Source organism: Pseudomonas sp. PGPPP4 (assembly GCF_002256045.1).
In the GTDB taxonomy this organism is placed as follows: Bacteria; Pseudomonadota; Gammaproteobacteria; order Pseudomonadales; family Pseudomonadaceae; genus Chryseomonas; species Chryseomonas oryzihabitans.
The window spans coordinates 62166-83352 of sequence record NZ_NKID01000009.1 but is presented as its reverse complement, the minus strand read 5'-3'; the positions used below and the strand labels follow the sequence as shown (position 1 = coordinate 83352).

General features: G+C 64.7%; 16 protein-coding genes. 7 read left to right on the top strand and 9 right to left on the bottom strand.

The window, feature by feature from the left end; genetic code table 11:
* The first annotated feature begins 99 nt into the window (after positions 1 to 99).
* On the top strand, positions 100 to 1311 hold the full coding sequence (locus tag CFE50_RS16565; protein WP_007162230.1) for a pyridoxal phosphate-dependent aminotransferase: 1212 nt from the start codon (positions 100 to 102) through the stop codon (positions 1309 to 1311).
* Positions 1312 to 1504: 193 nt separating this feature from the next.
* Positions 1505 to 2383 carry a protease HtpX gene (htpX, locus tag CFE50_RS16560; RefSeq protein ID WP_007162229.1) on the top strand — a complete coding sequence of 293 codons (879 nt, stop codon included), beginning with the start codon at positions 1505 to 1507 and terminating at the stop codon, positions 2381 to 2383.
* 40 nt (positions 2384 to 2423) lie between these two features.
* On the opposite strand, the gene CFE50_RS16555 is transcribed toward htpX, so the two are convergent.
* Both CFE50_RS16555 and CFE50_RS16550 read right to left on the bottom strand, forming a co-directional pair.
* Complete coding sequence (locus tag CFE50_RS16555; protein ID WP_286735060.1) at positions 2424 to 3599, bottom strand: vWA domain-containing protein; 1176 nt, start codon at positions 3597 to 3599, stop codon at positions 2424 to 2426.
* Between the two features lie 7 nt (positions 3600 to 3606).
* Positions 3607 to 4440, bottom strand: a complete 834-nt coding sequence (locus CFE50_RS16550; protein ID WP_027597705.1) for an AAA family ATPase — start codon at positions 4438 to 4440, stop codon at positions 3607 to 3609.
* A 110-nt stretch (positions 4441 to 4550) separates the two neighbouring features.
* Here CFE50_RS16550 and cysK point away from each other — a divergent pair, with 110 nt between their 5' ends.
* Positions 4551 to 5525, top strand: coding sequence for a cysteine synthase A (cysK, locus tag CFE50_RS16545; protein WP_286735057.1), 975 nt, complete (start codon positions 4551 to 4553; stop codon positions 5523 to 5525).
* Positions 5526 to 5624: 99 nt separating this feature from the next.
* Here the strand turns inward: cysK and CFE50_RS16540 are convergent, their stop codons facing one another.
* From CFE50_RS16540 to tig, 5 genes are all read right to left on the bottom strand, one after another.
* Positions 5625 to 7481 (bottom strand): SurA N-terminal domain-containing protein, encoded by a 1857-nt coding sequence (locus CFE50_RS16540; RefSeq protein ID WP_241809069.1) that lies wholly within the window; start codon positions 7479 to 7481, stop codon positions 5625 to 5627.
* A 174-nt stretch (positions 7482 to 7655) separates the two neighbouring features.
* The gene (gene lon, locus CFE50_RS16535; protein WP_286735056.1) at positions 7656 to 10052 is read right to left on the bottom strand and encodes an endopeptidase La; all 2397 of its coding nucleotides are present in this window, start codon (positions 10050 to 10052) and stop codon (positions 7656 to 7658) included.
* A 126-nt stretch (positions 10053 to 10178) separates the two neighbouring features.
* The gene (clpX, locus tag CFE50_RS16530; RefSeq protein WP_007162223.1) at positions 10179 to 11459 is read right to left on the bottom strand and encodes an ATP-dependent Clp protease ATP-binding subunit ClpX; all 1281 of its coding nucleotides are present in this window, start codon (positions 11457 to 11459) and stop codon (positions 10179 to 10181) included.
* 110 nt (positions 11460 to 11569) lie between these two features.
* On the bottom strand, positions 11570 to 12211 hold the full coding sequence (gene clpP / locus CFE50_RS16525; protein ID WP_007162222.1) for an ATP-dependent Clp endopeptidase proteolytic subunit ClpP: 642 nt from the start codon (positions 12209 to 12211) through the stop codon (positions 11570 to 11572).
* Positions 12212 to 12301: 90 nt separating this feature from the next.
* Complete coding sequence (gene tig / locus CFE50_RS16520; protein ID WP_241809066.1) at positions 12302 to 13612, bottom strand: trigger factor; 1311 nt, start codon at positions 13610 to 13612, stop codon at positions 12302 to 12304.
* 282 nt (positions 13613 to 13894) lie between these two features.
* Here tig and CFE50_RS16515 point away from each other — a divergent pair, with 282 nt between their 5' ends.
* Positions 13895 to 15202, top strand: a complete 1308-nt coding sequence (locus tag CFE50_RS16515; protein WP_286735048.1) for an Nramp family divalent metal transporter — start codon at positions 13895 to 13897, stop codon at positions 15200 to 15202.
* Positions 15203 to 15256: 54 nt separating this feature from the next.
* Positions 15257 to 16207: a 2-hydroxyacid dehydrogenase gene (locus tag CFE50_RS16510; protein WP_286735047.1), complete on the top strand. Its 951-nt coding sequence runs from the start codon at positions 15257 to 15259 to the stop codon at positions 16205 to 16207.
* A gap of 17 nt (positions 16208 to 16224) precedes the next feature.
* Here CFE50_RS16510 and CFE50_RS16505 read toward each other — a convergent pair whose 3' ends face one another.
* Together CFE50_RS16505 and CFE50_RS16500 are read right to left on the bottom strand one after the other, a co-directional pair.
* Positions 16225 to 16671, bottom strand: coding sequence for a hypothetical protein (locus CFE50_RS16505; RefSeq protein WP_286735045.1), 447 nt, complete (start codon positions 16669 to 16671; stop codon positions 16225 to 16227).
* Positions 16672 to 16769: 98 nt separating this feature from the next.
* Complete coding sequence (locus CFE50_RS16500) at positions 16770 to 17726, bottom strand: LysR family transcriptional regulator (protein WP_042137740.1); 957 nt, start codon at positions 17724 to 17726, stop codon at positions 16770 to 16772.
* Between the two features lie 208 nt (positions 17727 to 17934).
* Here CFE50_RS16500 and CFE50_RS16495 point away from each other — a divergent pair, with 208 nt between their 5' ends.
* The gene (locus CFE50_RS16495) at positions 17935 to 19668 is read left to right on the top strand and encodes an AMP-binding protein (protein WP_286735038.1); all 1734 of its coding nucleotides are present in this window, start codon (positions 17935 to 17937) and stop codon (positions 19666 to 19668) included.
* Entirely contained in the window at positions 19665 to 21179 is a 1515-nt protein-coding gene (locus CFE50_RS16490) for a CoA-acylating methylmalonate-semialdehyde dehydrogenase (protein WP_286735035.1), read from the top strand. The genes CFE50_RS16495 and CFE50_RS16490 overlap by 4 nt, the downstream gene beginning before the upstream one ends.
* Positions 21180 to 21187 lie beyond the last annotated feature (8 nt).

Sequence of the window (21187 nt, the reverse complement as noted above, 5' to 3'; positions counted from 1 at the left end):
TCCCGCTCAGTCTGGCATCCGCCCCCGGATGCTGCCAAGCGCCGGTCGGCGTCCGTCCCCGCCGAGTCTTTCTCGCCCTTTTCCAGGATTCATTTCCCCATGCAGGTCTCCAAGTCGAACAAGCTCGCCAATGTCTGCTACGACATCCGCGGCCCGGTCCTCAAGCATGCCAAGCGCCTCGAAGAGGAAGGCCACCGCATCCTGAAGCTCAACATCGGCAATCCGGCGCCCTTCGGCTTCGAGGCGCCCGAGGAGATCCTGCAGGACGTCATCCGCAATCTGCCGACCGCCCAGGGCTACAGCGACTCCAAGGGCCTGTTCAGCGCGCGCAAGGCGGTGATGCAGTACTGCCAGCAGAAGCGCATCGAGGGTGTCGGCATCGAAGACATCTACCTGGGCAATGGCGTCTCCGAGCTGATCGTCATGGCCATGCAGGCGCTGCTCAACAATAACGACGAGGTGCTGATCCCGGCCCCGGACTACCCGCTGTGGACCGCCGCGGTCAGCCTGGCCGGCGGCAAGCCGGTGCACTACCTGTGCGACGAACAGGCCGGCTGGTTCCCCGACCTGGCCGACATGGAAGCCAAGATCACCAGCAACACCAAGGCGCTGGTGCTGATCAATCCGAACAACCCCACCGGTGCGGTCTACTCCAAGGAGGTACTGGAAGGCATCGTCGAGCTGGCGCGGCGGCACAACCTGGTGCTGTTCTCCGACGAGATCTACGACAAGATCCTCTACGACGAAGCCCAGCACATCTCCACCGCCTCCCTGGCGCCGGACGTGCTGTGCCTGACCTTCAACGGCCTGTCCAAGTCCTATCGCGTCGCCGGCTTCCGGTCGGGCTGGCTGATCGTCTCGGGCCCCAAGCACCGCGCCCACAGCTATATCGAAGGCCTCGACATCCTCGCCAACATGCGCCTGTGCGCCAACGTGCCGGCGCAGCATGCGATCCAGACCGCGCTGGGCGGCTACCAGAGCATCAACGACCTGGTCCTGCCGCCCGGGCGTCTGCTGGAACAGCGCAATCGCACCTGGGAGCTGCTCAACGACATCCCAGGGGTCAGCTGCGTGAAGCCGATGGGCGCGCTCTACGCCTTCCCGCGGATCGATCCCAAGGTCTGCCCCATCCACAACGACGAGAAATTCGTCCTCGACCTGCTTCTGTCGGAAAAGCTGCTGGTGGTCCAGGGCACCGCCTTCAACTGGCCCTGGCCCGATCACTTCCGCGTCGTCACCCTGCCCCGCGTCGATGACCTGGAGCAGGCGATCGGCCGCATCGGCAACTTCCTCGGCGGCTACGCCCAGTAGCGGCAAAGCATTTCCGGGTCTTTCACCGGTTGGCGCACCCAGCGGCGTCAACCGGCGCTGGCACTCGCGCGCTGGCCACCGCCAGGCCTGCCGGCCGGCAGACGACACAGTTTGCAATAGTGGAAACGTTGAACGGACCGGGACGGAACCTTATATAGCCGGCAGATAAACCTGTGAGGAGCTGTACCCCACCATGATGCGCATTCTGTTGTTTCTGGCTACCAACCTGGCGGTGCTGATCGTTGCCAGCATCACCTTGAAGGTGCTTGGCGTGGATCGCTACACCGGTCAGAACTATGGCAGTCTGCTGGTGTTCTGTGCCGTGTTCGGTTTCGCCGGCTCGCTGGTCTCGCTGTTCATCTCCAAGTGGATGGCGAAGATGAGCACCCGTACCGAGGTCATCAGCCAGCCGCGTACCCGCCATGAGCAGTGGCTGCTGCAGACCGTCGAGGAGCTGGCTCGCGAAGCCGGCATCAAGACCCCCGAGGTCGGCATCTTCCCGGCCTACGAGGCCAACGCCTTCGCCACCGGCTGGAATCGCAACGACGCCCTCGTCGCGGTCAGCCAGGGCCTGCTCGAGCGTTTCTCGCCCGAAGAGGTGCGTGCGGTGCTGGCCCACGAGATCGGCCACGTCGCCAACGGCGACATGGTGACTCTGGCGCTGATCCAGGGCGTGGTGAACACCTTCGTGATGTTCTTCGCGCGGATCTTCGGCAACTTCGTCGACAAGGCCATCTTCAAGAACGAGGAAGGCCACGGTATCGCCTACTTCGTGACCACCATCGTCGCCGAACTGGTCCTGGGCATCCTGGCCAGCATCATCGTCATGTGGTTCTCGCGCAAACGCGAATTCCGCGCCGATGAAGCCGGTGCGCGCCTGGCCGGCCCCAATGCCATGATCGGCGCCCTGCAGCGCCTGCGTGCCGAACAGGGTATCCCGGTGCAGATGCCCGACACCCTGAACGCCTTCGGCATCAATGGCTCGCTGAAGAACGGCCTGGCCGGTCTGCTGATGAGCCACCCGCCGCTGGAAGACCGCATCGAAGCCCTGCGCCGTTACGGCCAGCGCTGAGTTCGAGCGATAGAAAAAACCCGGCCAAGGCCGGGCTTTTTCATGGGCGGGTCAAGCTGCGGATAGCTTCGCCCAGCCCTTCTCCGGTCAGGGGGAACATGCGCTGCCCCATCAGCTCGCGCAGCAGGCCGATGGAGGTGCTGAAGTCCCAGCCGTCGCGTGGATAGGGATTGAGCCAGGCAGCCCGGGGAAAGTGCTGGCACAGCCGCTGAATCCAGAGCGCGCCGGGCTCTTCGTTCCAGTGCTCGACGCTACCGCCTGGATGGGTGATCTCGTAGGGTCCCATGCTGGCATCGCCAACGATCACCAGGCGATAGTCGGCCCTGTAACGACGTAGCAACTCAGCGGTCGGCAGGCCCTCTTCGTGACGTCGGGCATTGTCCCGCCAGACCCGCTCGTAGACGCAGTTGTGGAAGTAGTAGTACTCCAGGTGACGAAACTCGAGACGGCAGGCACTGAAGAGCTCGCTGCAGAGGCGTACATGCAGATCCATGGAGCCGCCCACGTCGAACAGCAACAGGACCTTGGTCGCGTTGTGCCGCTCCGGGCGATAGCGCACGTCCAGCAGCCCGCCCTCGCGCGCCGTGGCCGCGACGGTCCCCTCCAGATCGAATTCCGCCGCCGCGCCCTGCCGAGCGAAGCGCCTGAGCCGGCGCAGGGCCAGTTGCAGGTTGCGGCGGTCCAGGGGCGCGCGGTCATCCAGATTGCGGTAGTCGCGCTGCTCCCAGACCTTGGCCGCCCGCCCCTGGCGGGTACCGGCCTCGCCCACGCGCACACCGAAGGGGTTGTAGCCACCGCTGCCGAAGGGACTGGTACCGCCCGTGCCGACCCATTTGTTGCCGCCGGCGTGCCGCTCGCGCTGTTCGGCGAGACGCTGCCGCAGGGTCTCGAGCAGCTCATCGAGGCCACCCAGTGCCTGCAGCCGCTGGCGATCCTCCTCCGACAGCCGCCGCTGCAGCTCCAGCCGCAGCCAGTCCGCGGGAATCGCCTGCGCATCCGGCGTACGCTCCGACTTGGCCAGCTCGCCGGCATAGACCTGGTCGAAACGGTCGAAGAAACGCTCGTCCTTGACCAGCACGGCGCGCGCCAGCAGATAGAAGGCCTCGGGATCGGCCACCGCCAGGCCGGCATCCAGGGCCGCGTGCAGATCCAGCAGTTCGCCCAGGGACACCGGGATGCCCGCGGCCCTGAGTCGGGTGAAGAAATTGAGGAACATGCCGCGCTCAGCTCCGCCGCCGGCGCATGAAGGCCTGGCGCTCGAGCAACTGCAGATCCTGTTCGTTCTTTACCAGGGCACCTGCCAGGGGCGGCAGACCGCCCTCGCCGTGCAGCGCCCGCTGCGCCGCTTCATCGCCCAGCAACAGCGCCAGCCAGTCCACCAGCTCCGAGGTGGACGGCTTCTTCTTCAGCCCCGGCACGCTGCGCAGGTCGAGGAAGAGGTCCAGCGCCTCCTTGACCAGACGCCCCTGGAGATCGGGATAGTGCACCTGAACGATACGTTCGAGGGTGTCGCGCTCGGGAAAGCGGATGAAGTGAAAGAAGCAGCGGCGCAGAAAGGCGTCCGGCAGTTCCTTTTCGTTGTTGGAGGTGATGATGATGACGGGTCGCCGCTGGGCACGAATGGTCTCGCCGGTCTCGTAGACATGGAACTCCATGCGATCGAGTTCCAGCAGCAGGTCGTTGGGAAACTCGATGTCGGCCTTGTCGATCTCGTCGATCAGCAGCACCACCGGATCCTCGGCGGTGAAGGCGTCCCACAGCTTGCCCGGCTTGATGTAGTTCGCCACCTCCTGCACCCGGGGATCCCCCAGCTGGGAATCGCGCAGGCGACTCACAGCGTCGTACTCATAGAGCCCTTGCTGCGCCTTGGTGGTGGACTTGACGTGCCAGGTGATCAGCCGCGCCCCCTGGCTCTCGGCCACCTGCTCGGCCAGCAGCGTCTTGCCGGTGCCCGGCTCGCCCTTCACCAGCAGCGGACGCCCCAGCTGGATGGCGGCATTGACCGCCAGACTGAGTTCGGCCGTGGCCACATAACGCTCGGTACCCTGAAAGGCCATCACTGATCCTCGGCAGCTGTTTCGCCTGACGATAGCACGCCGCACCTGGGCTGGACGCCATCGGACGCAAGGCCTAGGCTGCGAGTTTTCCGCGCCGGACAGGATCCGCCATGAGCCGCATCTTCGCTGACAACGCCCAGTCCATCGGCAACACGCCGCTGGTCTACATCAATCGCCTCGGCCCCAAGGGCGTCACCCTGCTCGCCAAGATCGAGGGACGCAATCCGGGCTATTCGGTCAAATGCCGTATCGGTGCCAACCTGATCTGGGACGCCGAAGCCAAGGGGCTGCTCAAGCCCGGCATGAGCCTGGTGGAGCCCACCTCGGGTAATACCGGCATCGGCCTGGCCTATGTCGCCGCCGCCCGTGGCTACCGCCTGGTGCTGACCATGCCGGCCTCCATGAGCTTGGAGCGGCGCAAGGTGCTCAAGGCGCTGGGCGCGGAGTTGGTGCTGACCGAGCCGGCCAAGGGCATGAAGGGCGCCATCGAGAAGGCGCGGGAGATCGCCGAGAGCGAGCCCGATCGCTATTTCATGCCGCAGCAATTCGACAACCCGGCCAACCCGGCCATCCATGAAAAAACCACCGGCCCCGAGATCTGGAGCGACACCGATGGCGCCATCGATGTGCTGGTGGCCGGCGTCGGTACCGGCGGTACCCTGACCGGCATCTCGCGCTTCATCAAGAATACCAAGGGCAAGCCGATCCTCTCGGTCGCCGTGGAGCCGGAAACCTCGCCGGTCATCAGCCAGACCCTGGCCGGTGCCGAGGTGAAGCCCAACCCGCACAAGATCCAGGGCATCGGCGCCGGTTTCGTACCCGGCAACCTGGACCTCGCCATGGTCGATCGCGTCGAGCAGGTGAGCGATGAGCAGGCCAAGTTGATGGCCCAGCGCCTGATGCGCGAGGAAGGCATTCTCTGTGGCATCTCCTGCGGCGCCGCCATGGCGGCCGCGGTCCGGCTGGCCGAGACGCCGGAGATGCAGGGCAAGACCATCGTGGTCATCCTGCCGGATTCCGGTGAGCGCTATCTGTCGACAATGCTCTTCGATGGCCTGTTCGACGAGCAGGAACTGGTTCAGTAACGCCCGCAGCCCCGCTCTCCCCTGAGGGCGCCACCGGAGAGGCCTGGACCGCGTTACCACCGCCCAAGAAAAAGCCCGGTTTCCCGGGCTTTTTTCGTATCAGAGATGCTTGATCTCGGCTTTGGCATCCAGGGCCCGACGGTAGGCCGCGAAATCGACCTGGCCGGCGCGCGAGGCGAGGTAGCGACGATACAACGCCTTGTCCTCGGCGCTCAGGGCTTCCTTGGGCACCCCGACGCCCTGCAGCCGGATCAGGACGAAGTCGCCGTTCTGCAGGCTGACGCCGGCATAGGACGGCTTGTCGCCTTCCGGCTTGGCCATGCGGAAGGCCGCCTGCAACACCTGGGGATCGATCCCCTCCTGGTTGCGGGTGGCGGCTTCGACGGTACGCCAGTCGCCCGCCACGGCCTTGCCACCGTCGCGCAGGGTCTTGAGCTGCTGCTCACCCGTCTGCTTGGCCACGGCTGCGGCCTTTTCCTGGGTCAGGCGGGTCACGATTTCCTTCCTGACCGCATCCAGGGGTTGCAGCTGCGGCGTGCGGTGCTCCTTGTCACGGATCACCACCAGGGTCTCCGGATCCAGTTGCAGCGCGGTGCTGTTGGCACCGTTGCGCAGGACATCTTCGCTGAAGGCCGCCTCGATCACCTGGCGGTTGGCGGTCAACCCCTCGCCGCCTTCACGACCGAAGGGCGCGCTGGTCTTGACCTGCAGACCCAGCTCCTGGGCCGGCTGGCCCAGGTCGGAGGACTCATAGGCGGAGCTTTCCAGCTTGCGGCCCGCTTCCACGAACAGGCGGTCGGCGTCTTCCGCCTTGAGCTGCTGCTCCAGACGCGGCCGGACGCTGGCCAGGGTGGGCACTTCCGGTGCCTGTACGCCCTGCAGCTTGATCAGGTGCCAGCCAAAGCTGGTGCGTACCGGAGCCGACACCTGCTGCGGTGCCAGCGCATAGAGCGCCTCTTCGAAGGCCGGATCATAGACGCCGCGACCGGCGAAGCCGAGGTCACCGCCATTCGCCGCCGAACCCGGATCCTGGGAGAACTCCTTGGCCAGCTTGGCGAAGTCCTCGCCCTTTTTCAGGCGTTCCTGGATCTGCTGGATCTTGGCCTTGGCCTGCTCGTCGTTCTGCTTGTCGTTGACCTCGATGAGGATATGGGCGGCGTCACGCTGCTCCGACAGGTTGGCGATCTCGGATTTGTAGGCGGCCTGCAGGCGGCTTTCGTCGACCTTGGCCTTGGCCAGGAAGGCATCCTTCTTCAGCTCGACGTACTCGATGACCACCTGCTCGGGGGTCATGAAGGCGTTCTTGTGGCTGTCATAGTAGGCTTGGATCTCGTCCTGGGTCGGCGTGATGCCGGCCGGCGAGGCCTTGACGGTGCGCAGGGCGAAATCACGGGTCTGCCGCTCGAGGGCCGCGAAGGCCTCGATATCGGCATCGGTGACGAAGTTGCTGCCGACGATACCGGCGCGCAGCTGACCGATCAGCATCTCGTCGCGTAGGAGATCGCGGAATTGCAGGCGGTTGTAGTTCATCTGGCGAACGGCCTGATCGAAGCGCTGCGGATCGAAACGCCCGTCGGTCTGGAATTCGGGGGTATTGAGGATCAGCTGATCCAGTGCCTGCTCGGAGAAGGCGAAGCGATCGGCCTTGGCGCTCTGCAGCAGCAGTTGCTTGTCGATCAGTGCCTTGAGCGCGGATTCGCGCAGCAGACGGTCATCCAGGGTGGACGGATCGAACCCCTGCCCCAGTTGCTGCTGCAGCTGGCGACGCTGCATTTCCACGGCCTGGGCCAGCTCCGTCTGCTTGATCTCGTCGCCGTTGACCAGCGCGACGGCGCCCTGGTGACCCGTGGCGCGGATGATCGCTTCGAAGCCGGTCAATGCCATCAGCAGGATGATGAATCCGATGATGACTTTGGCAATCCATCCCTGCGAACGGTCCCTGATGTTTTGTAGCATGTTCCCCCCACGAGCTGTGGCCGGACCGGCCATGGCGAAATCGTCGAATAGCAAATAGCGAAAAGGCGCATCTCGAGATGCGCCTTTTCGTCGATCAAGGACCTTGCATCCAGCAGGACGGCGGAACACCAACCACCTCGGCTGGCGGCCCGCCCATCAAGCCCAGGGGCGCCGTCAGTGGGTACTGACGCGCTCCTTGCCTTCCTGATCCCGCTTCTCGTCTTTGCTGACGAGCTCCGGACCATCGTCCGGAAGCGGCTCCGGCGTGTATTGCAGCGCAACCTCCAAGACCTCGTCAATCCATTTGACCGGCTTGATCTGCAAGTCGGCCTTGATGTTGTCCGGAATGTCCCGCAGATCCCGGACGTTTTCTTCCGGAATGATCACGGTACGGATGCCGCCGCGGTGGGCTGCGAGCAGCTTTTCCTTGAGGCCGCCGATGGCCAGCACCTGACCACGCAGGGTGATCTCGCCGGTCATGGCCACGTCGGCGCGTACCGGAATGCGGGTGGCCGCCGACACCAGCGCCGTGCACATGCCGATACCGGCACTCGGACCGTCCTTGGGCGTGGCGCCTTCGGGGACGTGGATATGGATGTCGTGCTGCTCGTGGAAGTCCCTGGGGATACCCAGGCTGCGACCACGGCTGCGGACCACGGTCAGGGCCGCGGTGATGGACTCGGCCATGACATCGCCCAGCGAACCGGTCTTGATCATCTGACCCTTGCCGGGGACCACGGCGGACTCGATGGTCAGCAATTCGCCACCTACCTGGGTCCAGGCCAGGCCGGTGACCTGACCGATCTGATCCTGCTGCTCGGCCAGACCGTAGCGGAACTTGCGGACGCCCAGCCAGTGCTCCAGGGTGTCCACCGTGACGCTGGCGGTACGCTCCTTGCTCAGGGCGTGCTGCTTGACCACCTTGCGGCAGACCTTGGCCACCTGACGCTCCAGACTCCGCACGCCCGCTTCGCGGGTGTAATAGCGGATGATGTCGCGCAGGGCCGCTTCATCGAATTCCACCTCGCCCTTCTTCAGGCCGTTGGCCTTGACCTGCTTGGGAATCAGGTAGCGGGTGGCGATGTTGACCTTCTCGTCCTCGGTGTAGCCGGGCAGCCGAATGACTTCCATGCGGTCCAGCAGCGGCGCCGGAATATTCATGGAGTTGGCGGTGCAGACGAACATCACGTCGGAGAGGTCGTAATCCACCTCGAGGTAATGGTCGTTGAAGGTGTGGTTCTGTTCCGGATCCAGGACCTCGAGCAGTGCGGAGGCGGGATCGCCACGCATGTCGTTGCCCATCTTGTCGATTTCATCCAGCAGGAACAGCGGGTTGCGCACCCCGACCTTGGTCATCTTCTGGATCAGACGACCCGGCATGGAGCCGATGTAGGTGCGGCGATGACCGCGGATCTCGGCTTCGTCACGCACGCCACCCAGGGCCATGCGCACGAACTTGCGACCGGTGGAACGGGCGATGGACTCGGCCAGCGAGGTCTTGCCCACGCCGGGCGGACCGACCAGGCACAGCACCGGGCCCCGCACCTTCTTCACGCGCTTCTGCACGGCGAGGTATTCGAGGATGCGCTCTTTCACTTCCTCGAGACCGTAGTGGTCCTTGTCGAGGACTTCCTCGGCGCGACCCAGGTCCAGACGGACCTTGCTCTCGGCCTGCCATGGCACGTTCACCAGCCAGTCGATGTAGGAGCGCACCACGGTGGCTTCGGCCGACATGGGCGACATCTGCTTGAGCTTGTTCAGCTCGGCATTGGCCTTGGCGAGGGCATCCTTGGGCAGACCGGCGGCCTCGATGCGACGCTTGAGGTCATCGACCTCATTGTGTCCTTCATCGATGTCGCCCAGCTCCTTCTGGATGGCCTTCATCTGTTCGTTGAGGTAGTACTCGCGCTGGCTGCGCTCCATCTGCTTCTTGACGCGGCCGCGGATGCGCTTTTCCACCTGCAGCAGGTCGATTTCCGCATCCAGCAGGGCCAGCACGTGCTCGACGCGGGCGCCCAGCTCGGTGATCTCGAGGATCTCCTGCTTCTGCTCGATCTTCAGCGCCATGTGCGCGGCCATGGTATCGACCAGGCGGCTGGGGTCTTCGATGCTGTTGAGCGAGGACAGCACCTCGGCGGGGACCTTCTTGCCGAGTTGCACGTATTGCTCGAACTGGCTCATCAGGCTGCGCGAGAACACTTCGGATTCGCGATCCGGGGCTTCGCTGTCCTCGATCAGGGTGACCAGGGCACGGGCATAGGCCTGGTTCTCGACGAAGGACTCGATACGGCCACGCTGCTCGCCCTCGACCAGGACCTTGACGGTACCGTCGGGCAATTTGAGCAGCTGGAGAACGGTGGCGACCGTACCCATGTGATACATGTCATCCGCGGCAGGATCGTCATCGCCGGGATTCTTCTGCGCGACCAGCAGGATCTGCTTGTCGCCAGCCATGGCGGCCTCGAGGGCCTCGACGGACTTTTCCCTTCCGACGAACAATGGGATGACCATGTGGGGATAGACCACTACGTCACGTAGGGGCAGCAGGGGAAGTTCTATCGTCGTAGTCATGGGATACGGGTCTCGGCAAATAATCGGCCGCAGATGCGGTTAAGGCCTCGGTTTTCTCTAACATGAGGTTGAGCGCCGCAAAATACAACCGTCGCTGAAATGAAAAAGGGGCCGAAGCCCCTTTTGTCACGCGTCCGGCGCCGCCTTGGCGGGCTCGCTGTTCTCGTAGATGAGCAGCGGCTGGGAACTCCCGTCGATCACGCTCTCGTCGATGACCACCTTGCTGACTTCCTTCTGCGAAGGAATCTCGTACATGGTCTCGAGCAGGATGCCTTCGAGGATGGATCTCAGACCCCGGGCACCGGTCTTGCGCTCCAGCGCCTTGCGGGCAACCGCCTTGAGCGCGTCGGGACGGAATTCCAGATCCACGTCTTCCATCTCGAACAGCTTGGCGTACTGCTTGGTCAGGGCGTTCTTCGGCTCGGTCAGGATCTGCATGAGTGCCGGCTCGTCCAGCTCGTCCAGGGTCGCGATGACCGGCAGACGACCGACGAATTCGGGAATCAGACCGAACTTGACCAGATCCTCGGGCTCGGCGTCACGCAGGGATTCGCCGATCTTCTTGCCCAGTTCCTGGCTGCGCACCTCGGCATTGAAGCCGATGCCGCCACCCTTGGTGGAACGGTTCTGAATGACCTTTTCCAGGCCGGCGAAGGCGCCGCCGCAGATGAACAGGATGTTGCGGGTATCGACCTGCAGGAATTCCTGCTGGGGATGCTTGCGGCCACCCTGGGGCGGAACCGACGCCACGGTACCTTCGATCAGCTTCAGCAGCGCCTGCTGCACGCCCTCGCCCGAGACGTCACGGGTAATAGAGGGGTTGTCGGACTTGCGCGAGATCTTGTCGATCTCGTCGATGTAGACGATGCCCATCTGGGCCTTTTCCACATCGTAGTCGCACTTCTGCAGGAGCTTCTGAATGATGTTCTCGACGTCTTCACCCACGTAACCGGCTTCGGTCAGAGTGGTGGCATCGGCGATGGTGAAAGGTACGTTGAGCAGGCGCGCCAGCGTTTCCGCCAGCAGGGTCTTGCCCGAACCGGTCGGACCGATGAGCAGGATGTTGCTCTTGCCCAGTTCGACGTCGTCTTTCTTCTCGCGCTGATTCAGACGTTTGTAATGGTTGTAGACGGCAACGGCGAGGACCCGCTTGGCACGCTGCTGACCAATGACATACTGGTCGAGGATGGCGCTGATTTCCTTCGGCGCTGGCAGCTTGTGCGCATTGCTTTCGGCCTGAGCTTCCTGGACTTCCTCGCGGATGATGTCATTGCACAGGTCGACGCATTCGTCGCAGATGAAGACGGAGGGTCCAGCGATCAATTTACGTACTTCGTGCTGACTCTTGCCGCAGAAGGAGCAGTAAAGCAGCTTGCCGTTATCGTCGCTATTGCGCGTATCTGTCATTCGATCGATCCAATGGAATGTGCTTACATCAACAAGATGGAGCCTATTGCACGGTTTTTCAAGCCTACCTGCCCAAACGACCAGCGCCTGGGCAGGCGGTCGAGGCGGGGTCAGGCGGGGATGTTGCGCTTCTCGAGGACCTTGTCGATCAGGCCGTAGGCGACGGCTTCGGGGCCACTCATGAAGTTGTCACGGTCGGTATCGCGGGCGATCACGTCCATCGGCTGACCGGTGTGATGCGCCAGCACCTTATTCAGACGCTCGCGGATGGTCAGAATTTCACGGGCGTGAATTTCGATGTCCGAGGCCTGACCCTGGAAACCGCCCAGTGGCTGGTGAATCATCATCCGCGAGTGCGGCAGGCAGAAACGCTTCTCGGCGGCGCCGCCTGCCAGCAGCAGGGCACCCATGCTGCAGGCCTGGCCGATGCAGATAGTGGAAACGTCGGGCTTGATGAACTGCATGGTGTCGTAGATCGACATGCCGGCGGTCACCGAACCACCCGGGCTGTTGATATAGAGGTGGATGTCCTTGTCAGGATTCTCCGCTTCCAGGAACAGCAGCTGGGCGACGACCAGGTTGGCCATGTAGTCCTCGACCTGGCCAACCAGGAAGATGACCCGCTCCTTGAGCAGCCGGGAGTAGATGTCGTAAGCGCGCTCGCCCCGGGCGGATTGCTCCACCACCATGGGTACCAGACCGCCAGCGGCTTGAATATCGGGCATGGATTGCATGTATGAATTGCGGGACATGTCCTGCACTAGCTCCCTATCTGGATGACCTGTCAAAAACACATAAGCCAGCACGAGGCTGGCTTATGTGAACTAGCAACTGGAGGCAGATCAGGCTGCTTGCGGAGCCTCGGCCGGTTTGACCGCGTCCTCGTAGGAGACCTGCTTGTCGGTGACTTTTGCCTGCTTGAGGACAGTATCCACGACTTGTTCTTCCAGTACAACCGAACGCACTTCGTTCAGCTGCTGCTCGTTCTGGTAGTACCACTTCACTACCTGCTCGGGCTCCTGGTAGGCCGCTGCCATCTCTTCGATCAGCTCGCGAACGCGGGCGTCATCGGGCTTGAGCTCGAACTGCTTGACCATCTCGGCGATGATCAGACCCAGCAGCACGCGGCGCTTGGCCTGTTCGCTGAACAGCTCGGCCGGCAGTTGCTCGGGCTGGATGTTGCCGCCGAACTGCTGGACGGCCTGGACGCGCAGACGATCCACTTCGTTGCTGATCAGGGCAGCCGGGACGTCGATCTGGTTGGCAGCCAGCAGACCGTCCATGACCTGGTTCTTGACCTTGGTCTTGAGGGCCTGGCGCAGCTCGCGCTCCATGTTCTTGCGCACTTCGGCGCGGAAACCTTCGACGGTGGTCTCTTCCACGCCGAACTGCTTGAAGAAGGCTTCGTTCAGCTCGGGCAGCTCGGGCGCGGCCACTTCCTTGACGGTGACCTTGAACTGGGCGGCCTTGCCGGCCAGATCCAGGTTCTGATAGTCCTCGGGGAAGGTCAGGTCGAGCACGCGCTCGTCACCGGCCTTGGCGCCGACCAGACCGTCTTCGAAACCGGGGATCATGCGGCCCGAACCCAGCACCAGCTTGGTGCCTTCGGCGGAACCGCCGGCGAAGGCTTCGCCGTCCTGGGTGCCGACGAAGTCGATGGTGACCTGGTCGTCGTTGGCGGCAGCGCGGTCAACGGCTTCATAACGGGTGCCCTGCTTGCGCAGCACGTCGAGCATCTTGTCGATGTCGGCGTCTTCGACACTGGAGTCCTGACGCTCGATCTCGATGCCGTCCAGGCCCTTCACTTCGAACTCGGGGAAGACTTCGAATGTGGCGACGTATTCCAGGTCCTTGCCCTTTTCAAACACCTTGGGTTCGACGGCGGGTGCACCGGCCGGGTTGAGCTTCTGCTCGACAACGGCTTCGTAGAAGGTTTCCTGAATGAGATCACCCAAGGCTTCCTGACGAGCCGAGGCTTCGTAGCGCTGGCGGATGACGCTCATGGGTACCTTGCCCGGGCGGAAACCGGGAACCTTGGCACGCCGTGCAGTCTGCTGCAGACGCTTGTTCACTTCGGTTTCAATACGCTCGGCCGGCACGCCAATGGTCATGCGACGCTCGAGAGCAGAGGTGTTTTCAACGGAAACTTGCATGGATATTCCTCGTGGCACAAGAACAGGCCGGCACTCCGACCCCCCAGAATCAAGGGCGACCATTCTAGAGACAGTCTCAGGCGAAGTCACCTGGCTTGATCCAGCGGTGCGTACGGGTGCCACCGAAGCGGGACCGGCCGCGGCGTTACGAAGGCAACATTTTGTCGTCCGCCTAAAGTTGTACGACGTCGTATGTAGTGCTAAACCCTAGAGGGCAAGCTAACGAAAAGGCCGCTTCCGGCCCTATTCACAACAACAACAATCGTTAGGAGAACCGCCCCCATGGAGCGATCCGGTTCCGTCGAAAAATCCGCACCCCTGAGCAAGGCGCAAGACTCCGGCCTGCGCCGCCTGGCGAAGCTGCTGGGCCCCGGCATCATCGCGGTGCTGTCCTGGCTGGGCGCCGGGGACCTCATCACCTCCTCGGTGGCGGGCGCCAACTACGGCTACGCCATGATGTGGGTGCTGGCGGTGTCCCTGCTGCTGCGCTTTCTCATCGTCAACATCATCGCCCGTTTCCAGCTGTGCAATAACCGTGGCATGTCGATCCTCGAAGGCTATGCCCAGCTGCACCCGGTGTTCGCCTGGTTCATGCTCGGCTATGCGCTGATCATGGGGCATTTGACCAATGCCTATATGCTCAAGGGCGCGGGCGAGGCCCTGGCCACCCTGCTCCACCTCGATCAGCCGCTGCTCTGCTCGGCGGCGGTGGTGATCGCGGTCTGGCTGCTGGTGGGCCGCAATTTCTATGCGCTGATCGAGGGCGTGATGAAAGTGCTGCTGGCCGTCATGACGCTGGCCTTCATCACCCTGGCGGTGATGTCGGGTCCGGACCTGGGCGGCATCCTGCGCGGCACCATCGGCTTCAGCATCCCGCCAGACGAAGGCGTGCACGGTGCCCTGCTGGTCGCCGTGTCGGTGATCGGCGCCGTGGCCGGCTCCATCGCCAACTTCGTGCATCCCTATGTGATGAAGGAAAAGGGCTGGACCGGCCCGGAACACAAGCGCATCCAGCGCAACGACCTGCTCTTCGCGGTGGTGGTCGGCATCGTCATCAACCTGGCGATCTGGGTGGTCGGGGTGGAGATCCTCAGACCCAATGGGTTGCAGGTGAACACCCTGAGCGACCTGGGCGCGGCCCTGGAGCTGTTCTTTGGCGCCGGCGGCTGGGTGATCTTCTTCACCGGGGTCTTCGCCACCCTGTTCGCCAGCGTGGTGGGCAAGACCACCGCCTTTCCCATGCTGATCACCGACGCCCTGCAACACATCCGTCCGGAGCGCCGCGAACGCTATGGCAAGACCTTTCACAAGGACCCGGCGCACAAGTGGTTCCTGCTCTTCATCCTGGTGACGCCGCTGGTGTGGTCGCTGCCGGGCATGCCCGACTTCGTGACCCTGACCATCGGCGTGAATGCCCTCAACATCGTCGGCCTGCCGGTGATCTCCCTGGGTCTGCTGATCATGTCCAACCAGAAGTCGCTGCTGGGCGACAAGTACCGCAACAACTGGTTCGAAAACCTGGCGCTGGGCTTTGCCACCCTGCTGGCGATCTGGGTCGCGATCCAGCTCGGCCTGCAGCTGCTGGGCTAGGTCTTCCCCTCCAGGGGCGGATTCGCCGCCCCTGCCTCTTCAAGGAGTCTAGAGATGCCTGAACAGAACGAACGTCCGCTGCTGCTGCAGGTAGGTCCGCTGTTGCCTGCCCTGCAGGACGCCCTGAATGCACGCCATGAGGTGCTGCGGCTCTGGGAAGCACCCGATCAGGCCGCCCTGCTCGCCGCGCGTGGCCGGGACGTGGTGGCCCTGGTCACCTCCGGCGTGCACGGTGCGACACGCGAGTTGATGAGCGCCCTGCCCGGCCTGCAGGCGGTGTTCAGCTTCGGGGTGGGCTACGACAGCATCGACATCGCCGCGGCACGGGATCTGGGCGTGGTGGTGAGCAACACGCCTGGCGTGCTGGACGACTGCGTCGCCGACACCGCCTTCGCCCTGCTGATCGACGTGGCACGGGGCATCAGCGCCGCGGATCGTTTCGTGCGCCGCGGCGATTGGCGACAGGGCAAGTTTCCGTTGACCTCGCGCCTGGCCGGCAAGACCTGCGGCATCGTCGGCCTGGGCAACATCGGCAAGAGCATCGCCCGGCGGGCAGAAGCTTTCGGCATGGAGGTGGCCTATCACGGACGCCAACCGCAGCCGGACGTCCCCTATCGTTATCACGCCGAGCTGGAAGACTTGGCGGAGGCGGCGGATTTCCTCGTCCTGTCGCTGCCCGGCGGACCGGCCACCGACAAGCTGGTCGACGCCCGGATCCTCGCCGCCCTGGGACCGCACGGCTATCTCATCAATATCGCCCGCGGCAGCGTGGTCGACGAGCTCGCCCTGGTGGCCGCCTTGCAGGCCGGCAGCCTGGGTGGCGCCGGCCTGGATGTCTTCGCCGAGGAGCCCGAGGTGCCCGCGGCACTGCTGGCGCTGGACAACGTGGTGCTCACCCCGCACCTCGGCAGCGGCACCCACGAGACCCGCCAGGCCATGGCCGACCTGGTGCTGGCCAACGTGGCGCGCTATTTCGCCGAGGGCCGTCTGGTCACGCCGGTCTGACGGATGCGGACCGCAGGCTACTCGATGACCGGCAAGGTCTTGCCGCGGATGCGGCGCGCCAGGGAGTCGTAGATCTCGCGGCAGCCTTCGGCCCAGAAGCGGTCGGGATCGTCCTGGGGTTCAAGGGCGACGGAGAATTCGCCCTCGCGCTCCTTCAGCACGAAGTGGTCGTTGGTATAGAAGAAGGACAGGCCGATGGCGAAGGTCTGGGGCGTGCCGGCGAGGTCATCGACGATCACCGTGAGGTCATAGCGGGCATAGACCTCCAGTTCGCGCACGATATTGCCATCCACGCGCTTTTCCAGGCCCAGCCCGGCATCCACCTGATCGGCCGGGGTGAGGCCCAGGTAGCGGGTGAAGCAGTCCGGCAATTCATGCAGGCGGCGCTCCAGTCCCTGCCAATAGGCTTCTTCCCGCTCGGCCGCCTTGCTCAGCGCCTGACTCAATGCCTGATATCGTTCCATTGCCGTTCCCATCTGTTCACTGGAGGCCGTCGACGGACGACCGACAGCTCTGAGACCCCAGCCGGGTCCCGGGGTGCCGCACCGATCGGCAACGGGCTTCAGGGCGTCGGCCAGCCCAGCACTGGCATGCGGGTTTCACCCAGCAGGAAGTCGCGATTGGCGTCGGTGCAGGCGCGCAGGTAGTCGGTCACCAGGGTGATGCGCCGCAGGCGGCGCAGGTCTTCGCGGTAATAGAGCCAGAATTGCCGGGTGATCTGGATCTGCTCCGGCAGCAGCGCCACCAGCCGCGGATCGGGCTCGGCGACAAAGCACGGCAGGATGGCCAGGGCGTGCCCGCACAGGGCCGCCTGGTACTGGGCGATCACGCTGGTGCTGCGCAGGCCGCTGCTGGCCTCGGGCAGGATCCGCTCCAGATAGAGCAGCTCGGGGCTGAAGGCGAGATCGTCGACATAGGTAATGAATCTGTGGCGCTGCAGATCGGCCAGCTGCGCGATGGGCGGATGGCTGGCCAGGTAGTCGGCGGTGGCATAGAGCCGCAGGCGGTAGTCGCATAGCTTGCGACAGACATAGGGCCCGCGCTCGGGCCGCTCCAGGGTGATGGCGATGTCGGCTTCGCGGCGCGAGAGATTGACGAAGTGCGGCACCGGCAGCACCTCCAGGGTGATGCCCGGATAGCGATCCTGGAAGAAACTCAGCTGGGGCGCGACGAAGTAGCTGCCGAAGCCTTCGGTGGCGCCGATGCGCACCTGGCCGGAAGGCGCCAGCCGGGTATCGGAGATCTGCTCGCAGGCGGTCTGCAGGGTGCTTTCCAGGGTTTCCGCGTGCACCAGCAGGCGCTGGCCTTCCATGGTGAGGCTGAAGCCGGTGCTGCGCGACTTCTCGAACAGCAGCGCGCCCAGCGCCTTTTCCAGGGCGGCGATGCGTCGCGACACGGTGGTGTAGTCGACCCCCAGCCGCCGGGCGGCCGCGCTGGCCTTCTGGGTGCGCGCCACTTCGAGGAAGAATCTGAGATCGTCCCAGTCGAGACGCGCAGCCGGGTTATTGGATTTTTGCATATCGGTCGGGCGTTTTTGTCGGAAGCCAGGAGACTTTTGCCGGAACTATACTGCTTACCAGGTCGCGTCACGAGCGGTGACGGCGCGAACCTCTGCTAGCCAACAACAATAAAGAGCAGGCCACCATGACCCACCCGCACGCCCCATCCCGGCGCCAGGCCGGACGCTGCCCTTCCCTCCCGCCCCTGCAGGCCGCGGGGTGTCGCCCATGACGGCCGGCGACGCCTTTCGCGAAGCGCGGAACTTCCTGCTGCGCCATCGCACCGACTACGCCACCGCTGTCCGCGATTTCCGCTGGCCGCAACTGGAACACTTCAACTGGGCGCTGGACCATTTCGATCGCCTGGCCGAGGAACAGGCCGGTCCGGCGCTGTGGCGCCTCGACGCCGAAGGCCGGGAGGAGCGCTACAGCTTCGCCGAGTTGCGCCAGGCGTCGAATCGCACCGCCAACTTCCTGCGCGCCCAGGGCGTCCGCCGCGGCGAACGCATCCTGGTGATGCTGGGCAACGAGGTGGCGCTGTGGGAGACGCTGCTCGGCGCCTTCAAGCTGGGCGCCGTGGTGGTGCCCGCCACCACCCTGCTCAGCGATGCCGATCTGCAGGATCGGGTGCAGCGCGGGCGGATCGCCCACCTGGTGGTGGGCAGCGCCCACACGGAACGCTGCGCCAGTCTGGATGCCGGCCTCACCCGCATCTGCGTCGGAACGCCAGTGCCCGGCTGGCAACCCTATGCGCCGGCCGCCTGTGCCAGCGACTTCCTGCCGGACGGCCCGACCCTCGCCACGGATCCGCTACTGCTGTATTTCACCTCGGGGACCACCTCGCGACCCAAGCTGGTCCTGCACAGCCACAGCAGCTATCCGGTCGGACACCTGTCGACACTCTACTGGATCGGTCTGCAACCCGGCGATGTGCACCTCAACATCTCTTCCCCCGGCTGGGCCAAGCATGCCTGGAGTTGCGTCTTCGCGCCCTGGAACGCCGGCGCCTGCGTGTTCATCCATGACGTGCCGCGCTTCAAGCCCCAGGCGCTGCTGGAGGTGCTGGCGCGCTATCCGGTCACCAGCCTCTGCGCGCCGCCCACGGTGTGGCGGATGCTGATCCAGGAGGATCTCGCCGCCTATCGTGATCGACTCGATCTGCGCGAACTGGTCGGCGCGGGCGAACCGCTCAATCCCGAGATCATCGACAGCCTGCAGGTGGCCTGGGGACTGACCCTGAGAGACGGCTTCGGCCAGTCGGAAACCACCGCCCTGGTGGGCAATACCCCCGGACAGCCGCTCAAGCCGGGCTCCATGGGGCGCCCGCTGCCCGGGTGTCACATCGCGCTGCTGGATGCCGATGGCCGGCCGGGCGACGACGGCGAGGTGGCCCTGTCCCTCCAACCACGGCCGGCCGGGCTGATGCTGGGCTACGAAGACAGCCCGGAAAAGACCGCCGAGGTGATGCGCGACGGCCATTACCGCACCGGCGATACCGCGGTGCGCGACGCCGAGGGCTACATCACCTTCGTCGGCCGCGCCGATGACGTCTTCAAGTCGGCGGACTACCGCATCAGCCCCTTCGAACTGGAGAGCGCCTTGATCGAGCACCCGGCGGTGATGGAGGTGGCGGTGGTGCCCAGCCCCGACCCCCTGCGCCTCAATGTGCCCAAGGCCTTCGTCATCCTGGCCGCCGGCCACGTGCCCTCGCCCATGCTCGCGCAAGAGCTGCTCGGCTTCGCCCGCGGCTGCCTGTCGCCCTACAAGCGGGTGCGCCGCCTGCAATTCGTCAGCGAATTGCCCAAGACGCTGTCCGGCAAGATCCGCCGCATCGAATTGCGCCTTGGCGAGGCCCAGCGCCGCGCCAGCGGCAGCCCCGACCTTCACGACTACGCCGAAGAAGACTTCGCCGCCCACCCTGCCTCGGCCACCCCGGCCACCGCTCAGGAATCCCTGTCATGACCCAGACCGCCATCAAAGACGTGCCGCTGCTGATCGACGGCCAGTTCGTCACCTCCACCAGCCGCGAAAGCCGCGAGGTGATCAACCCGGCGACCCAGGAGGTGCTGGCGCGGGTGCCCTTCGCCACCGCCGAGGAGGTGCAGCGCGCCGTGGCCAATGCCAAGGCGGCTTTCGCCACCTGGCGCAAGACGCCCATCGGTGCCCGGGCGCGCATCTTCCTGCGCTATCAGCAGCTGATCCGCGAGCACATGAGCGAACTGGCCGCGCTGCTCACCGCCGAACAGGGCAAGACCCTGGCCGACGCCGAGGGCGATGTCTTCCGCGGCCTGGAGGTGGTGGAGCACGCCGCGGCCATCGGCAACCTGCAACTGGGCGAACTGGCCAATAATGTCGCCAGCGGGGTGGACACCTACACCCTGCTGCAACCCCTGGGCGTCTGCGCCGGCATCACCCCCTTCAACTTCCCGGCGATGATTCCGCTGTGGATGTTTCCCATGGCCATCGCCTGCGGCAACACCTTTGTCCTCAAGCCGTCGGAGCAGGATCCGCTGGTGACCATGCGCCTGGCCGAATTGGCGCTGGAAGCAGGGGTGCCGCCCGGGGTGCTCAACGTGGTCCATGGCGGACCGGCGGTGGTGGACGCCCTCTGCGATCACCCGGACATCAAGGCGCTGTCCTTTGTCGGCTCCACCCGTGTCGGCACCCACGTCTATCGCCGCGCCAGCGAAGCCGGCAAGCGGGTCCAGTGCATGATGGGCGCCAAGAATCACGCGGTAGTGATGCCCGACGCGCCCCGCGAGCAGACCCTGGCCAACCTGGTGGGCGCCGCCTTCGGCGCGGCCGGTCAGCGCTGCATGGCGGTCTCGGTGGTGGTGCTGGTGGGCGAAGCCAACAGCTGGGTGCCGGACCTGGTGGCCAAGGCGCGCAGCCTCAAGGTAGGGGCGGGTCACGAGCATGGCACCGACGTCGGTCCGCTGATCTCCTGCCAGGCGCTGGATCGGGTCAGCGGCCTGATCGAGTGCGGCGTGAGCGAAGGCGCGACCCTGGATCTGGATGGCCGCAACATCCAGGTCGAGCGCTACGAGAAGGGCAACTTCGTCGGCCCGACGCTGTTCTCCGGGGTGACCACCGACATGACCCTGTACCGCGAAGAACTGTTCGGGCCGGTGCTCTGCGTGATGCACGCGGCCACCCTCGACGAGGCCATTGCCCTGATCAACGCCAACCCCAATGGCAACGGCGTCGCCCTCTTCACCCGCTCCGGCGCCGCGGCGCGGCGCTTCCAGGAAGACATCGACGTCGGCCAGGTCGGCATCAACGTGCCCATCCCGGTGCCGGTGCCGCTGTTCTCCTTCAGCGGTTCGCGCGCCTCCAAGCTGGGCGACCTGGGGCCCTATGGCAAGCAGGCGGTGCTCTTCTATACCCAGACCAAGACCATCACCACGCGCTGGCCCGACGAGCAGGACGTCGGCAGCGCCGGAGTCGTCAACACCACCATCACCCTCAAGTAAGGGAGACG

Bases quoted from the DNA above. Each gene is read 5' to 3' on its own strand.
- tig (WP_241809066.1), bottom strand. From the start codon at position 13,612: ATGCAAGTTTCCGTTGAAAACACCTCTGCTCTCGAGCGTCGCATGACC.
- CFE50_RS16505 (WP_286735045.1), bottom strand. From the start codon at position 16,671: ATGGAACGATATCAGGCATTGAGTCAGGCGCTGAGCAAGGCGGCCGAG.
- CFE50_RS16540 (WP_241809069.1), bottom strand. From the start codon at position 7,481: ATGCTACAAAACATCAGGGACCGTTCGCAGGGATGGATTGCCAAAGTC.
- CFE50_RS16495 (WP_286735038.1), top strand. From the start codon at position 17,935: ATGACGGCCGGCGACGCCTTTCGCGAAGCGCGGAACTTCCTGCTGCGC.
- CFE50_RS16490 (WP_286735035.1), top strand. From the start codon at position 19,665: ATGACCCAGACCGCCATCAAAGACGTGCCGCTGCTGATCGACGGCCAG.
- lon (WP_286735056.1), bottom strand. From the start codon at position 10,052: ATGACTACGACGATAGAACTTCCCCTGCTGCCCCTACGTGACGTAGTG.
- CFE50_RS16555 (WP_286735060.1), bottom strand. From the start codon at position 3,599: ATGTTCCTCAATTTCTTCACCCGACTCAGGGCCGCGGGCATCCCGGTG.
- cysK (WP_286735057.1), top strand. From the start codon at position 4,551: ATGAGCCGCATCTTCGCTGACAACGCCCAGTCCATCGGCAACACGCCG.
- CFE50_RS16565 (WP_007162230.1), top strand. From the start codon at position 100: ATGCAGGTCTCCAAGTCGAACAAGCTCGCCAATGTCTGCTACGACATC.
- CFE50_RS16550 (WP_027597705.1), bottom strand. From the start codon at position 4,440: ATGGCCTTTCAGGGTACCGAGCGTTATGTGGCCACGGCCGAACTCAGT.
- htpX (WP_007162229.1), top strand. From the start codon at position 1,505: ATGATGCGCATTCTGTTGTTTCTGGCTACCAACCTGGCGGTGCTGATC.
- CFE50_RS16515 (WP_286735048.1), top strand. From the start codon at position 13,895: ATGGAGCGATCCGGTTCCGTCGAAAAATCCGCACCCCTGAGCAAGGCG.
- CFE50_RS16510 (WP_286735047.1), top strand. From the start codon at position 15,257: ATGCCTGAACAGAACGAACGTCCGCTGCTGCTGCAGGTAGGTCCGCTG.
- CFE50_RS16500 (WP_042137740.1), bottom strand. From the start codon at position 17,726: ATGCAAAAATCCAATAACCCGGCTGCGCGTCTCGACTGGGACGATCTC.
- clpP (WP_007162222.1), bottom strand. From the start codon at position 12,211: ATGTCCCGCAATTCATACATGCAATCCATGCCCGATATTCAAGCCGCT.
- clpX (WP_007162223.1), bottom strand. From the start codon at position 11,459: ATGACAGATACGCGCAATAGCGACGATAACGGCAAGCTGCTTTACTGC.